This window comes from Streptomyces sp. TLI_105, assembly GCF_900105415.1.
In the GTDB taxonomy this organism is placed as follows: Bacteria; Actinomycetota; Actinomycetes; order Streptomycetales; family Streptomycetaceae; genus Streptomyces.
The window spans coordinates 6,113,911-6,129,067 of sequence record NZ_FNSM01000001.1 but is presented as its reverse complement, the minus strand read 5'-3'; the positions used below and the strand labels follow the sequence as shown (position 1 = coordinate 6,129,067).

Sequence of the window (15,157 nt, the reverse complement as noted above, 5' to 3'; positions counted from 1 at the left end):
GGCCCGCGCCGTCCGAGGCGCCTCGCCGACCGGGCCCGCACATCCGGGCCCGCACACCCCTCCCGCTCGGCCCGCCCGGCTGCTACCTTCCTCGCCAACACGCCACCTAACTAACGTTAGGTGGAGGAGCGGCTCCGCGGGCCCGTCCGCCCACGGCTGTCCCACCGAGTCCGTCTGCCGTACGGCCACCGGCCGTACGTCCGTCAGTCCGCAAGGGAGCCCAGCCATGCCCCTGTCCCGACGCGCCCTGCTCACCACCACCGGTGCCGCGCTGCTCCTCGGCGCCGCGCCGCCCGCGCTCGCCCGCCCCCGCCCCACGACGACCGCCGACGCGATCCGGCAGATCCCGCTCCAGGGCGCGGTCAACGTCCGCGATCTCGGGGGGTACGTCACCTACGACGGCGCCCGGGTCCGGCACGGCCTCGCCTACCGGGGCGACCACCTCGCCAAGCTCACCGACGCCGACCTCGCCACCCTCGCCGGGCTCGGCCTCGGCACCGTCGTCGACCTGCGGATCCCCATGGAGGTCGGGTACGACGGCGCCGACCGGCTGCCCGCCGGCGCGGTCCCGGTGGCCCGGCCCGTCACCGACCACGGCCTCTTCGGACAGCTGATGGCCGCGATCGGCTCCCGCGACCCGGTGCGGCAGGAGGAGATGCTCGGCGGCGGCCGGGCCGCCGCCTTCATGCGCGAGGTGTACCGCACCTTCGTCACCGACCCGGCGAACCGGGCCGCCCTCGCGGCCACCCTGCGGGACCTGGCCGATCCCCGCCGGGGGCCGCTGCTCCTGCACTGCACCTCCGGCAAGGACCGCACCGGCTGGACGAGCTGGCTCCTGCTCACCCTGCTCGGGGTGCCCGAGACCTCCGCCCGCGCGGACTACCTGGCCTCCAACGCCTTCCGCGCCGCGTACGACGCGCGCGTGCGGGAGGGGCTCAAGCAGGGCGGGCTCATGCAGAACCCGGACCTGATCGTGCCGCTGCAGGAGGTGCGGGCCGAGTACCTGGACACCGCCCTCGACCAGGTCCGCACCTCCTACGGCAGCCTCTTCCGTTACGTGTCGGTCGGCCTCGGCCTGGAGCTGCGCGAGCTCGCGGCGCTCCGCGAGCGGCTGGTGCCCGACGCCTGACGCCCGCCCCGGCCGGCGCCGGCCGCCGCACCGCGCCCGGCGCCCGCGCCCGCCCCGGCACCGGAGCCCGCGACCCGGCCCGCGCCGGAGCCGCGCCCGGCACCGGCCGCACCGCGCCCGGAGCCGCCCGCGGTGCCGGAACCCCGGCCCGTCGGCGCCCCGGAAGCGGAGCCCCGGCCCGTGGTGCCCGAACCGGACCCCCGGCCGGTGGACGGGCCGGAAGCGCGGCCCGAGCCCGTCGTGCCCGTCCCCGTACCACCGGTCGAACCGCCGGAGGCCGGACGGCGACGACGGCGGCCGCCCGTGCCACCGCCGGGGGCGGGCGCCGCCTTGCGCGGCGGGGTCGGCTGCGGGACCTCGATGACGACGGGGACGCCCGAGGGCTCCCGGGCGCCGGTGAGCTCGGCGAGCTCCTCGTCGCTGGACTTGATCTGCGCCGTGCGGGGGCTGATGCCCGCGTTCGACATCAGCCGGCCCATGTCCCGCTTCTGCTCGGGCAGGACCAGCGTGAAGACGCTGCCGGACTCGCCGGCGCGGGCGGTGCGGCCGCCCCGGTGCAGATAGTCCTTGTGGTCCATCGGCGGGTCGACGTTCACGACCATGTCGAGGTCGTCCACGTGGATGCCGCGGGCCGCCACGTTCGTCGCGACCAGCGTGGTGACCTGGCCGGTCTTGAACTGGTCCAGGGTCCGGTTGCGCTGCGGCTGCGAGCGGCCGCCGTGCAGCCCGGAGGCCCGGACGCCGCTGGCCAGGAGCCGCTTGACCAGCCGGTCCACGGACCGCTTGGTGTCCAGGAAGAGGATCGTCCGGCCGTCGCGGGCCGCGATCCGCAGCGTGACGGCCTTCTTGTCGGTCTCGTCCTGCACGTAGAGCAGGTGGTGCTCCATCGTGGTCACCGCACCGGCCGAGGGGTCGACGGAGTGCACGACCGGGTCGTCGAGGAACATCTTGACCAGCTTGTCGATGTTCCGGTCGAGGGTCGCGGAGAACAGCAGCCGCTGCCCGCCCGGCTCGACCTGCTTCAGCAGCTTCGTGACCTGTGGCAGGAAGCCCATGTCGGCCATCTGGTCGGCCTCGTCGAGGACGGTGACGGCGACCTGGTCCAGGCGGCAGTCACCCCGCTCGATGAGGTCGTGGAGCCGGCCGGGCGTGGCGATGAGGACCTCGGCGCCGCGCCGCAGGGACGAGGACTGCCGGGAGATCGACATGCCGCCGACGACCGTGGTGATCCGCAGCCGCAGCGCGGAGGCGTACGGCGTGAGGGCGTCGGTCACCTGCTGGGCGAGCTCACGGGTCGGCACCAGGACCAGCGCGAGGGGCGCGGTCGCCTCGGCGCGGCGGCCGGCGGTGCGGGCCAGGAGCGCGAGCCCGAAGGCGAGGGTCTTGCCGGAGCCGGTGCGCCCCCGGCCGAGGACGTCGCGCCCGGCGATCGAGTTCGGCAGGGTCGCGGCCTGGATCGGGAAGGGCTCGGTGACGCCCTGCTCGGTGAGCGTCCGCAGCAGCGCGGCCGGCATGTCCAGGTCCTCGAAGGAGGCCACGGGCGGCAGCGCGGGCGTCACCGTCTCCGGCGGAGTGAACTCCTGCGGCGGCGGGGGCGCGGCGGGACGGCGGCCGCCGCGGGGGCCCTTCGGCTGGGACGTGGATTTCGCCTGGGCGGTGCGGGGGCCGCGCTTGTGGGGGCGTTCGGAGCGGGTCATTCGTGCCTTCCTGGCCGGTGCGCGGCACAGTCGGGGCCCGCACCTGCGCGATGCGGGCCCCGGCTGTACCGCCCGGAACACGAGATACGGGCCCCGGCTGTCTCTCCCGGAACACGAGATGCGCGTCCCGGCTGTCTCTCCCGGGACGCGCGATACAGGTCCCGGATGTCTACCGGAACAATAGTGCGCCTCAGGACCTTCCCGTCCCGACCCCCCGCTCCCCGGACGCCTCAGAGCCTTCCCGTCCCGGTCCCCCGCTCCCCGGACACCCCGGGACCGCGCACGGCGATTCCGTCCAGGACCATGGACAGGTACTGGCGGGCGATCTCCTCCGGGCTGTGCTGTCCGCCCGGCCGGTACCAGGACGCGGCGACCCAGACGGTGTCGCGGACGAAGCGGTAGGTCAGGCGGACGTCGAGGTCGGCGCGGAAGACCCCCTCCGCGACGCCGCGCTCCAGGGTTCCGAGCCAGGCCTTCTCGAACCTGCGCTGCGAGTCGACGAGGTAGCCGAAGCGGGGCTGGTCGACGAGGTGCAGGGACTCCTTCTGGTAGATGGCGACGGCGGCGCGGTGCCGGTCGATCTCCCGGAAGGACTCGGTGACGAGGGCCTCGATGGTCTCGCGGGGGCCGAGCTCGGCGCCGAGGACGGCGTCGTACCCCTCCCACAGCTCGTTCAGGAAGGTGGAGAGGATCTCGTCGAGCATCGACTCCTTGGAGTCGAAGTGGTAGTAGAGGCTGCCCGCGAGCATCCCGGCGGCGTCCGCGATCTTGCGGACGGTGGTGGCGTTGTACCCCTGGGCGGCGAACACCTCGGCCGCCGTGTCGAGGAGTTCACGGCGCCGCTCGGGCCCCCCGCTCGCCTGGGTCTTCTTCTTGCTTGCAGTGTTCGGCACGTGCCCATTCTGGTCCCCCGCCCACCGGCCCACCCACGGGTCAGGCGTCCTGCCGCGGCGGGCTGTCGTCGTTCCCGCGCCGGATCGTCCTCGTCGGGCGTCCCGGGGCCCAGCTGCGGAAGCAGATCTCCTCGCCGTCCACCCAGGTCCGCACGACCTCGGTCGGCTCCACCCGGAAGAGGTGGAAGGGCTGCGGCGCGCCCGCCTCCGCCGCGTACCGGTCCAGGGTCTCCCGGTCGGTGACCTCGACCGCGCGGCCGGAGATCCGGACGTCACCGCCGCCCATGTCGGTGCCGGAGCCCGGGTTGGCGAGCAGCGCGAACCGGGGGTCGCGGCGCAGGTCCAGCGCCTTGCGGGAGTTCGGCATCATGCCGAGCCAGAGCTCCCCGCCGCGGAAGTCGGCCTCGATGCCGCTGAGGCGCGGCGAGCCGTCCTTCCGGACGGTGGCGAGGGCGTGGTGGGTGTGCTGCCCGAAGCGCTCCCGGACGGTCGCGGCGAGCTCGGGTTCGGCGGCTTCGAAGGCCGGCCAGGTGGTTCCGGTGTCTTCCATGGCTGTGTCTTCCATGGCTCCAGGAGACACCGGATACCCGACAACCACTGTCCGGATTGCTCCGGAGGTCCGGTGATACGCCTCAGACGGTGGCGGCGCGCTCCGCCCTGCTGCGCTCCACGCAGAACTCGTTGCCCTCCGGGTCCCTCAGGGTCGCCCAGCCGGTGCCGTCCGGGTTCCGGTGGTCCTCGAAGAGCGTGGCGCCGAGGCCGAGCAGCCGCTCGACCTCCTCGTCGCGGGTGCGGTCCTCCGGCTGGAGGTCGAGGTGGACGCGGTTCTTCACCGTCTTCCCCTCGGGGACCTGGATGAAGAGGAGGCCCGCGCCGGCCGACTCGACGAGCGCCTCCGGGTCGCCGGGCTTGTCGTCGTCGGAGACCTGGGAGTCGAGGACCTTCGCCCAGAAGCTCGCGAGGGCGTAGGCGTCGGCACAGTCGATGGTCGTGTGTCGCACGAGAGAGCTCATGGCGTCATGATCGCCCTCGGTCACGGCCGGGAGCCACCCGTTTTCCACCGCTCAGTCGGCGGTGGCCAGGCCCCGGCCCTCGGTCACCGCCACGAGCGCGGCGAGCGAGGAGCGGGTGCCCTGGAGGTCCTGGATCCTCTCGTCGATGGCGTCGAGCTGGGCGACGAGCAGCGGGCTGAGGCAGGGCTCGATCTCCGCCTCGCTGCCGCAGACGCAGTCGAGGACCTCGGCGATGATCCGGGTCGGCAGTCCGGCGCCGAGGAGGGCCCTGATGCGGCGTACGACGGCGGGGGCGTCGGGGCCGTAGACCCGCTGCCCGCCGGAGGTGCGCTCCGATGCGAGGAGGCCCTGCTCCTCGTAGTAGCGGAGCAGCCGGACACTCACCCCGGTCTCGCGCGCCAGCTCACCGATCTTCATGTGACCCCCCTCACATCCACCCGTCCGCGCTTGAACCTCACATCCGTGTGAGCTCCTACGGTTCCGAGCATGACGAACAACACGAACCCCTCTGCCGGTACGACGATATTCCAGCTCGGTGGCGACCTCCCGGTCCGGCGTGTCGGCTACGGCACGATGCGACTCGCCGACGGCCCCGGCGACCCGACCGGCCCGGAGGCACGCATCTGGACGGCCCCTGCCGACCGGGCGGCGGCGGTGAGGCTGCTGCGGACGGCCGCCGAGGCGGGCGTCACCCTCTTCGACACGGCCGACGCGTACGCCCTGGGGGCCGGCGAGGAGCTGCTCGCCGAGGCGCTGCACCCGTACGGCGACGGGGTCGCGGTGGCCACCAAGGTCGGCGTGGTCCGGCCCTCCCCCACCGAGTGGGTGCCGCTCGGCCACCCCGCCTATCTGCGCCAGCAGGCCGAGCTGAGCCTGCGCCGGCTGCGCACCGAGCGGATCGACCTCCTCTACCTCCACCGCCTCGACGGGAACGTCCCGGTCGCCGAGCAGGTCGGCGCCCTGAAGCGGCTCCAGGAGGAGGGCAAGGTCCGGCACATCGGGCTCTCGGAGGTGACGGTCGAGCAGCTCACCGAGGCCGAGGCGACGGCGCCGATCGCGGCCGTGCAGAACCTCTACAACCTGGCGAACCGCGACCACGAGGCCGTCGTCGAGCACACCGCGGGGCGCGGGATCGCGTTCGTCCCGTTCTTCCCGGTCGCCATGGGCGGGCACGCGGGTCCGGACGGACCGGTCGCGCGGGTCGCCCGCGAGGTCGGCGCGACCCCGTCCCAGACGGCCCTGGCCTGGCTCCTGCACCGGGCCCCGCACATCGTCCCGATCCCCGGCACGTCCTCGGCGGCCCACCTCGTGGAGAACCTGGGCGCGCTCGACGTCGCCCTCACCGAGGAGCAGTTCGCCCGCCTCGACAAGGAGTTCTCGGGGTCATGACCGGACGACGCCCTGGGCCCGGGCGGCGGCGAGCCAGGCCGGGAACTCGGCGACCAGCCGGTCGTACAGCTCGGCGTCCGGGACCCGGTTGGGGTCCTGACCCGCGTGGAAGAAGCCGGCGTTGTCGAGGGGCCGCTTCGCCGGGACGGCCAGCTCGTCGAGCCTGCGCAGGAACTCGAACTGCCGGCTGCCGGGGTCGCCGAAGCCGATGAACTGCCAGAAGATGGGCAGCCGGGCCGCCTTGCAGACGTACCTCTCGGCGGCGAGCTTGTTGATCGGCCCTCCGTCGGTCTGGAAGACGACGAGCGCGGGCGCGGTGGACCCGCTGTCCAGGTAGTGGTCGATGACGGCGTCCATGGCGAGGTGGTAGCTCGTCTTGCCCATGTGGCCGAGGCCGGCGACGATCCGGTCGATCCGGCCGGCGTGGTCGTCGAGCCGGATCTCGGTCTCCGCGTCGATGTCGGTGGAGAAGAAGACCACCGGTACCCGTCCGTCGTCGTCGAGGTGCGCGGAGAGCCCGAGGACCCGGTCGGCGAGGGCCTGCACGGTGCCGTTCGCGTAGTACGGCTTCATGGAGCCCGAGTAGTCGATGACGAGGTAGACGGCGATCCGCTGTCCGCTGATCCCGTGCCGCGCCAGTGACGCCCCGGCCTCCTTGTAGAGACTCACCAGCGCGGGTGCGGTCTCCTCGACCTTCCGCAGGCTCAGTGCCATGGCCGTTCCCCCTCCAACTCCTCGATGTCCGCGAGCATGGCGTCGGCCAGGTCGCGCTCGGCCGTGTAGTACCGCTCGGCCCACGCGAGGGTCAGCCGGGGGTACGCCCACGCCTCGTCCGCCCCCGCGTCCGCCACGTCCGCCTCGGCGCGCCGCCGCATGCGCTCGGCGTGCTCCCGGTGCGCGGCCAGGATCTCCCGCATCCGCTCGGGTTCGAGGAGGTGTCCGAGCCAGAGCCGCAGCATCGGCCCGTGCTTCAGGACGGGCGGGTCGAGGGGGGCGGTGCGGGCCCAGGTGCGGACGGCGGCGAGGCCCTCGTCGGTGATCCGGTAGACGCGTTTGTCGCGCGTGCCGGCCTCGGGGGCGACGAGCCGCGAGGTGGCGTAACCGCTGTTCTCCAGGCGCTTGAGCTCGCTGTAGACCTGGCTGAAGGACGGGCTCCAGTAGAAGAGGCCGAGGGACCGGTCGGCCCACTTCTTGACGTCGTAGCCGGACAACTCCCGTCCGTGGGACAGCAGTCCGAGCACGGCCCAGCTGGTCGCGGGAAGCTCTGGCACGGTCTCTTGGTCCACCACGGACGGCAGTCTACGGCCCTTCCGCCCTCCCTCTATGCCTGCTAGAAGTATTTCGATTAGGCATATACGCCTGGGGAGGAGCTCCCGTGAAGTTCTCCATGATCTTCGAAGCACAGCTCGTCGACCCGACCCCCGACCGCGAACGCCAGGTTCTCCACGACTGCGTCGAACAGGCCGTCCTCGCCGAGGAGATGGGCTTCGACCGGATCTGGGCGGTCGAGCACCACTCCCTCACCCAGTACGCCCACATGACCGCGTCCGAGATCTTTCTGACCTGGGTCGCCGCCCACACCCGGACCATCCGCGTCGGCCACGGCGTGGTCACCATGCCTTCGGCTACCAGCACCCGGTCCGGGTCGCCGAACGCGCCGCCATGCTCGACGTGCTCTCCGGCGGCCGGGTCGACGTGGGCGCCGGCCGGGGCGCGACCCGCCAGGAGACCCGGATGTTCGGGGTGCGCCCGGAGGACACCCGCCCGCAGACCGAGGAGGCCCTGCGGATCTTCGCCGCGGCCTGGCGGGAGCCGGAGCTGGAGTGGCACGGCACCCTCGACATCGGCCCCGGCGCGGTCCTGCCCCGCCCCGTGCAGACGCCCCACCCGCCGCTCTTCATGGCCTGCTCCCAGCACGAGTCGCTCCGACAGGCCGCCGAACTCGGCATCGGCGCCCTGGTGATGGGCTTCGCCGGCGCCGACGATGTCCGGGCGATGCGCGCGGTGTACGACGAGGCCATCGGCGCGCGGGACGGATCCCGGTTCGTCTCCACCGAGGTCAACGACCACTTCTCCGCCCTCTGCCCGACGATCGTCCTCGACGACGCCGCCCGCGCGCTCCGGCTCGGCACCCGGGGCCAGCGGTTCTTCGCCGAGTCGATCGCGCACTGGTACGGCGGGGCCCCCGCACCCACGGGCTACACGGAGGACGAGAACCACACCGGGGCACTCGACGAGAAGCGGCGGCAGCTGATCGCCCGGCTCCACGAGGCGGACGTCCCCGCCCGGCCGGTCGACACGGGCACGTACAACACCGACCACGCCTACGGGGACGCGGCCACCGCGATCGCCTACGTCGAACGGCTGCGGGAGATCGGCGTCGACGAGGTGATGTGCCTGATCCAGATGGGCACGGTGCCGCAGGACGTCTGCCTGGAGACGATCCGGCAGTGGGGCGAGCACGTGATCCCGCGTTTCCGCGCGCCGCGGGCGTCCACCACGAACTCCGTCTGAAACCGCACCGCCGAACGCGTGGCAGCGCCCACCGCCGGGACTCTCCGAACCCGCCGCAACCCCACGCGCACCGACGTCCACCGGCGTCTTCCCCGACGGACCTTCGCGCGCCCGCGCCACACGCGCCGCAGCACCCCCAAGTCGTCCGGTCGGGGACATTCAGGGGGTGCTGCGCTCAGTTCCGCACGTCGTTGTACGGGACGTTCGGGGGTGATCCGTGGATCAGACCATCAGGGCACGGTCCGTCGGGCGGATCGGGGCCGGCAGGGAGCTGGCGCCGGTCAGGTAGCGGTCCACGCCACGGGCGGCGGAGCGGCCCTCGGCGATGGCCCAGACGATGAGGGACTGGCCGCGGCCGGCGTCACCGGCGACGAACACGCCGTCGACGTTGGTGGCGAAGTCCGCGTCACGGGCGACGTTGCCCCGCTCGTCCAGCTCCAGGCCGAACTGCGCGACCAGGCCGTTCTCCACGTCCGTGCCGGTGAAGCCCATCGCGAGCGTGACCAGCTGGGCGGGGATCTTCCGCTCCGTGCCCGGCTTCTGGGTCAGCTTGCCGTCGACGAACTCGACCTCGACGAGGTGGAGGAACTGGACGTTGCCGTCCTCGTCGCCCTCGAAGTGGGTGGTGGAGACGGAGTAGACCCGCTCGCCGCCCTCCTCGTGCGCCGAGGTCACCTTGTAGAGCATGGGGAAGGTCGGCCAGGGCTGGCCGGCGCTGCGCTCCCCGCCCGGCTTCGGCATGATCTCCAGCTGCGTGACCGAGGCCGCGCCCTGGCGGTGCGCCGTACCGACGCAGTCCGCACCGGTGTCGCCGCCGCCGATGACGACGACGTGCTTGCCCTCGGCGGTGATCGGCGGGGCCACGAAGTCGCCCTCGACGACCTTGTTGGCGAGCGGCAGGTACTCCATCGCCTGGTGGATGCCGTTCAGCTCCCGGCCCGGGACGGGCAGGTCACGGGCGGTGGTGGCACCGGCGGCGACGACCACGGCGTCGAACCGCTTGCGCAGGTCCGTCGCCGTCAGGTCGCGGCCGATCTCGATGCCGGTGCGGAACTTGGTGCCCTCCGCGCGCATCTGCTCGATGCGGCGGTTGATGTGCCGCTTCTCCATCTTGAACTCGGGGATGCCGTAGCGCAGCAGGCCGCCGATGCGGTCGGCACGCTCGTACACGACCACGGTGTGGCCGGCCCGGGTCAGCTGCTGGGCCGCGGCGAGGCCCGCCGGGCCCGAGCCGATGACGGCGGCGGTCTTGCCGGAGAGGCGCTCGGGCACCTGCGGCTTGACGTCGTTCGCGTCCCAGGCCTTGTCGATGATGGAGACTTCGACGTTCTTGATGGTGACGGCCGGCTGGTTGATGCCGAGCACGCACGCGGACTCGCAGGGAGCCGGGCACAGGCGGCCGGTGAACTCCGGGAAGTTGTTGGTGGCGTGCAGGCGCTCCTGCGCCGCCGACCAGTCCTCGCGGTAGGCGTAGTCGTTCCACTCGGGGATCAGGTTCCCGAGGGGGCAGCCGTTGTGGCAGAACGGGATGCCGCAGTCCATGCAGCGGCCGGCCTGCTTGCTGATGATCGGCAGCAGGGAGCCGGGGACGTAGACCTCGTTCCAGTCCCTGACGCGCTCGCCCACCGGTCGGGTCTGGGCGACTTCGCGCCCGGTGGTCAGGAAGCCCTTGGGGTCAGCCATGGGACGCAGCCTCCATCATCTTCTCGGTGGTCTCGGCCTCGGAGAGACCGGCGAGCTCAGCGGCGTCCTTGGCGGCGAGCACGGCCTTGTACGTGGTGGGGATGATCTTGCTGAACCGGGCCGCGGCGGCGTCCCAGTCGGCGAGGAGCTTCTCGGCGACCGTCGAACCGGTCTCCTCGAAGTGGCGGCGCACGACGTCGTGCAGCCACGTCCTGTCGGTGTCCGACAGGGCCTCGATCGCCTGCAGGTTCCCGGAGTTGACGTTGTCCCGGTCGAGGTCGATCACGTAGGCGACACCGCCCGACATGCCGGCCGCGAAGTTGCGGCCGGTCTCGCCGAGGACGACCGCCGTGCCGCCGGTCATGTACTCGCAGCCGTGGTCGCCCACGCCCTCCGAGACGACCAGGGCGCCGGAGTTGCGGACGCAGAAGCGCTCGCCGGTGCGGCCGCGGAGGAACAGCTCGCCGCCGGTCGCGCCGTAGCCGATGGTGTTGCCCGCGATGGTCGAGTACTCGGCCAGGTGGTCGGCGCCCCGGTCCGGGCGGACGATCACACGGCCGCCGGAGAGGCCCTTGCCCACGTAGTCGTTGGCGTCGCCCTCCAAGCGGAGGGTGACACCGGCCGGCAGGAAGGCGCCGAAGGACTGGCCGGCGGAGCCGGTGAAGGTGATGTCGATGGTGTCGGCCGGGAGGCCGGCGCCGCCGAACTTCTTCGTCACCTCGTGGCCGAGCATGGTGCCGACCGTGCGGTTGATGTTGCGGATCGCGACCTGGGCGCGGACCGGCTGGGCCTCCTCGGCGGAGGGCGCGTTCAGGGCCTCGGCGGCGAGCTGGATCAGCTCGTTGTCGAGGGCCTTCTCCAGGCCGTGGTCCTGCTCGATCCGGGCGTGGCGGACCGCGCCCTCGGGCAGCTCGGGCACGAAGAAGAGCGGCTCCAGGTCGAGACCCTGCGCCTTCCAGTGCGTGACCGCGCGGCTGGTGTCGAGCAGCTCGGCGTGGCCGACGGCCTCTTCGAGGGTGCGGAAGCCCAGCTCGGCGAGGAGCTCGCGGACCTCCTCGGCGATGAACTCGAAGAAGTTGACGACGAACTCGGCCTTGCCGGAGAAGCGGTCGCGCAGGACCGGGTTCTGGGTGGCGATGCCGACCGGGCAGGTGTCGAGGTGGCAGACGCGCATCATGACGCAGCCGGAGACGACGAGCGGCGCGGTCGCGAAACCGAACTCCTCGGCGCCGAGCAGCGCGGCGATGACGACGTCGCGGCCGGTCTTCAGCTGGCCGTCGGTCTGGACGACGATCCGGTCGCGCAGGCCGTTGAGCAGCAGCGTCTGCTGGGTCTCGGCGAGGCCGAGCTCCCAGGGGCCGCCCGCGTGCTTCAGCGAGGTCAGCGGGGAGGCGCCCGTTCCGCCGTCGTGGCCGGAGATGAGGACGACGTCCGCGTGGGCCTTGGAGACACCGGCGGCGACCGTGCCGACGCCGACCTCGGAGACCAGCTTCACGTGGATGCGGGCGACCGGGTTGGCGTTCTTGAGGTCGTGGATCAGCTGGGCCAGGTCCTCGATGGAGTAGATGTCGTGGTGCGGCGGCGGCGAGATGAGGCCCACGCCGGGCGTCGAGTGACGCGTCTTGGCGACCCACGGGTAGACCTTGTGGCCGGGCAGCTGGCCGCCCTCGCCGGGCTTGGCGCCCTGGGCCATCTTGATCTGGATGTCGTCGGCGTTGACCAGGTACTCGCTGGTGACGCCGAAGCGGCCGGAGGCGACCTGCTTGATCGCGGAGCGGCGCTCCGGGTCGTACAGGCGCTCCGGGTCCTCGCCGCCCTCGCCGGTGTTGGACTTGGCGCCCAGCCGGTTCATGGCGACGGCGAGCGTCTCGTGCGCCTCGCGGGAGATGGAGCCGTACGACATGGCGCCGGTGGAGAAGCGCTTGACGATCTCGGAGACCGGCTCGACCTCGTCGATGGAGATCGAGGGGCGGTCGGAGGTGAAGCCGAAGAGGCCGCGGAGCGTCATGAGGCGCTCGGACTGCTCGTTCACCCGCTCCGTGTACTTCTTGAAGATGTCGTACCGCTTGGTGCGCGTGGCGTGCTGCAGGCGGAAGACGGTCTCCGGGTCGAACAGGTGCGGCTCGCCCTCGCGGCGCCACTGGTACTCGCCGCCGATGTCCAGGAGGCGGTGCGCCGAGGGGACGCCGGAGACGGGGTACGCCTTGGCGTGGCGGGCGGCGACCTCCTTGGCGACGACGTCGAGGCCGGCGCCGCCGATCTTGGTGGCCGTGCCGTTGAAGTACCTGGCGACGAAGGTCTCGTCGAGGCCGACGGCCTCGAAGACCTGGGCGCCGCGGTAGGAGGCGACGGTGGAGATGCCCATCTTGGACATGACCTTGAGGACGCCCTTGCCGAGGGCGTAGATCAGGTTCCGGATGGCCTGCTCGGGCTCCAGGCCCTCGATGAAGGTGCCGGCGCGGACCAGGTCCTCGACGGACTCCATGGCGAGGTACGGGTTGACCGCCGCGGCGCCGTAGCCGATGAGCAGGGCGACGTGGTGGACCTCGCGGACGTCACCGGCCTCGACGAGCAGACCCACCTTGGTGCGCTGCTTGGTGCCGATGAGGTGGTGGTGGACGGCGGCGGTGAGCAGCAGCGACGGGATCGGCGCGTGCTCGGCGTCGGAGTGCCGGTCGGAGAGGACGATCAGGCGGGCGCCGCCCTCGATCGCCGCGTCGGCCTCGGCGCAGATGGCCTCGATGCGGGTGGCGAGGGCCTCGCCGCCGCCGGAGACCCGGTAGAGGCCGGAGAGGGTGACGGCCTTCATGCCGGGCATGTCGCCGTCGTGGTTGATGTGGATGAGCTTGGCCAGCTCGTCGTTGTCGATCACCGGGAAGGGCAGGGTGACGCTGCGACACGAGGAGGCGGTGGGCTCGAGCAGGTTGCTGCCGGGGCCGAGCGAGGAGCGCAGGCTCGTCACCAGCTCTTCGCGGATGGCGTCCAGCGGCGGGTTCGTGACCTGCGCGAAGAGCTGCGTGAAGTAGTCGAAGAGCAGTCGCGGGCGGGCCGACAGGGCCGCGATGGGCGAGTCCGTGCCCATGGAGCCGAGCGGCTCGCCGCCCGTGCGGGCCATCGGCGCGAGGATGACGCGGAGCTCTTCCTCGGTGTAGCCGAAGGTCTGCTGGCGGCGGGTGACCGAGGCGTGGGTGTGCACGATGTGCTCGCGCTCGGGGAGGTCGGAGAGCTCGATCTCGCCGGTCTCCAGCCACTCCGCGTAGGGGTGCTCGGCGGCGAGGGCGGCCTTGATCTCGTCGTCCTCGACGATGCGGTGCTCGGCGGTGTCGACGAGGAACATCTTGCCGGGCTGGAGACGGCCCTTGCGGACGACCTTGGCGGGGTCGATGTCGAGGACGCCGACCTCGGAGGAGAGGACGACGAGGCCCTCGTCGGTGACCCAGTAGCGGCCGGGGCGCAGACCGTTGCGGTCGAGGACCGCGCCGACCTGGACGCCGTCGGTGAAGGTGACGCAGGCGGGGCCGTCCCAGGGCTCCATCAGCGTGGAGTGGTACTGGTAGAAGGCGCGGCGGTCCGGGTCCATGGTCTCGTGGTTCTCCCACGCCTCCGGGACCATCATCAGGACCGCGTGCGGCAGGGAGCGGCCGCCGAGGTGGAGGAGCTCCAGGACCTCGTCGAAGGAGGCCGAGTCGGAGGCGTCCGGGGTGCAGATCGGGAAGATCCGGTCCAGGGCGCCCTCGCCGAAGACGGTGGAGTCGAGCTGCGCCTCGCGGGCGGTCATCCAGTTCCGGTTGCCCTTGACGGTGTTGATCTCACCGTTGTGGGCGACGAAGCGGTACGGGTGGGCCAGCGGCCAGCTCGGGAAGGTGTTGGTGGAGAACCGGGAGTGGACCAGGGCCACGGCGGTGGCGCAGCGGCGGTCCGACAGGTCCGGGAAGAAGGGCTCCAGCTGGCCGGTGGTCAGCATGCCCTTGTAGACGATGGTGCGGGCGGAGAGCGACGGGAAGTACGTCGCGACCTCGCGCTCGGCGCGCTTGCGCAGGACGAAGGCCTTGCGGTCGAGCGCGATGCCGGTGGCCTCGCCGTCGGCCACGAAGAGCTGGCGGAAGATCGGCATGGTGGCGCGGGCGGAGGCGCCGAGCAGCTCGGGGGCGACGGGGACCTCGCGCCAGCCGAGGACGTTCAGGCCCTCTTCGGCGGCGATGGCCTCGATCTTGGCGGCGGCCTCGTCGGTGCCGTCCTCGGGGAGGAAGGCGATGCCGACGGCGTACGCGCCGGCCTCGGGGAGCTCGAATCCGGCGACCTCGCGGAGGAAGGCGTCCGGGACCTGGAGCAGGATGCCGGCGCCGTCGCCGGAGTCGGGCTCGGAGCCGGTGGCGCCGCGGTGCTCGAGGTTGCGCAGTACGGTCAGCGCCTGCTCGACCAGCGCGTGGCTGGCTACACCGGTGAGGGTGGCCACGAACCCGACACCGCAGGCGTCGTGTTCGTTACGGGGGTCGTACATCCCCTGAGCAGCGGGGCGACCGTCCATGGGCGACCAGGCGTCGGAACGCATCGGCTCTCCCGTCGTCGTCGTGGCATATGGAGCTGCCGAGGGACGACGTTGGCCCTCCGCGAAATTTCGTGCAGGTTACATGATGGCTGGCTTCTCGCGAAGTGGATAGCTCATTCCAACATGCGGACATCACCGATACGCAGCGATGGTGTGGGTTCACCTGTGGGGTGCGGCGACAGGGACTGCCCCGCGGGGGACGGATCGGAGGTCCGGAGGTTCTTCGGGACCCCGGCGACCCGTCGCTGAGTGGGCTTCGTTGCCCGATGACGCTCAGGCCTCTTTCCCGT

General features: G+C 72.2%; 11 protein-coding genes and 1 pseudogene. 3 read left to right on the top strand and 9 right to left on the bottom strand.

From position 1 onward, the window contains the following. Positions 1-226: 226 nt before the first annotated feature. Entirely contained in the window at positions 227-1,129 is a 903-nt protein-coding gene (locus tag BLW86_RS28015) for a tyrosine-protein phosphatase (protein ID WP_093876606.1), read from the top strand. Here BLW86_RS28015 and BLW86_RS28010 read toward each other — a convergent pair. The 5 genes from BLW86_RS28010 to BLW86_RS27990 form a co-directional block, all read right to left on the bottom strand. Beyond that, complete coding sequence (locus tag BLW86_RS28010) at positions 1,054-2,826, bottom strand: DEAD/DEAH box helicase (RefSeq protein WP_093876605.1); 1,773 nt, start codon at positions 2,824-2,826, stop codon at positions 1,054-1,056. The two genes, BLW86_RS28015 and BLW86_RS28010, sit on opposite strands and share 76 nt — an antisense overlap. A gap of 230 nt (positions 2,827-3,056) precedes the next feature. Further along, entirely contained in the window at positions 3,057-3,719 is a 663-nt protein-coding gene (locus BLW86_RS28005) for a TetR/AcrR family transcriptional regulator (RefSeq protein WP_093876604.1), read from the bottom strand. 40 nt (positions 3,720-3,759) lie between these two features. Then, positions 3,760-4,269: a pyridoxamine 5'-phosphate oxidase family protein gene (locus tag BLW86_RS28000; RefSeq protein ID WP_093876603.1), complete on the bottom strand. Its 510-nt coding sequence runs from the start codon at positions 4,267-4,269 to the stop codon at positions 3,760-3,762. An 82-nt stretch (positions 4,270-4,351) separates the two neighbouring features. After that, positions 4,352-4,732: a VOC family protein gene (locus tag BLW86_RS27995; RefSeq protein WP_093878913.1), complete on the bottom strand. Its 381-nt coding sequence runs from the start codon at positions 4,730-4,732 to the stop codon at positions 4,352-4,354. 51 nt (positions 4,733-4,783) lie between these two features. Next, the gene (locus BLW86_RS27990) at positions 4,784-5,149 is read right to left on the bottom strand and encodes a MerR family transcriptional regulator (protein ID WP_093876602.1); all 366 of its coding nucleotides are present in this window, start codon (positions 5,147-5,149) and stop codon (positions 4,784-4,786) included. Between the two features lie 69 nt (positions 5,150-5,218). Between BLW86_RS27990 and BLW86_RS27985 the strand changes: the two genes are divergently transcribed. Then, positions 5,219-6,121 carry an aldo/keto reductase gene (locus BLW86_RS27985; RefSeq protein ID WP_093876601.1) on the top strand — a complete coding sequence of 301 codons (903 nt, stop codon included), beginning with the start codon at positions 5,219-5,221 and terminating at the stop codon, positions 6,119-6,121. Here the strand turns inward: BLW86_RS27985 and BLW86_RS27980 are convergent. Both BLW86_RS27980 and BLW86_RS27975 read right to left on the bottom strand, forming a co-directional pair. Beyond that, on the bottom strand, positions 6,116-6,835 hold the full coding sequence (locus tag BLW86_RS27980) for a vWA domain-containing protein (RefSeq protein WP_093876600.1): 720 nt from the start codon (positions 6,833-6,835) through the stop codon (positions 6,116-6,118). The two genes, BLW86_RS27985 and BLW86_RS27980, sit on opposite strands and share 6 nt — an antisense overlap. After that, entirely contained in the window at positions 6,826-7,410 is a 585-nt protein-coding gene (locus tag BLW86_RS27975) for a PadR family transcriptional regulator (RefSeq protein WP_177181773.1), read from the bottom strand. The genes BLW86_RS27980 and BLW86_RS27975 overlap by 10 nt, the downstream gene beginning before the upstream one ends. 86 nt (positions 7,411-7,496) lie before the next feature. On the opposite strand from BLW86_RS27975, the pseudogene BLW86_RS27970 reads away from it, so the two are divergent. Continuing rightward, positions 7,497-8,635 (top strand): annotated as a pseudogene (locus BLW86_RS27970) (LLM class flavin-dependent oxidoreductase). Between the two features lie 222 nt (positions 8,636-8,857). On the opposite strand, the gene BLW86_RS27965 reads toward BLW86_RS27970, so the two are convergent. Then, the gene (locus tag BLW86_RS27965; RefSeq protein WP_093876599.1) at positions 8,858-10,318 is read right to left on the bottom strand and encodes a glutamate synthase subunit beta; all 1,461 of its coding nucleotides are present in this window, start codon (positions 10,316-10,318) and stop codon (positions 8,858-8,860) included. After that, positions 10,311-14,870, bottom strand: coding sequence for a glutamate synthase large subunit (gltB, locus tag BLW86_RS27960; RefSeq protein ID WP_093876598.1), 4,560 nt, complete (start codon positions 14,868-14,870; stop codon positions 10,311-10,313). Before gltB ends, BLW86_RS27965 begins: the two co-directional genes overlap by 8 nt. Between the last annotated feature and the right edge of the window lie 287 nt (positions 14,871-15,157).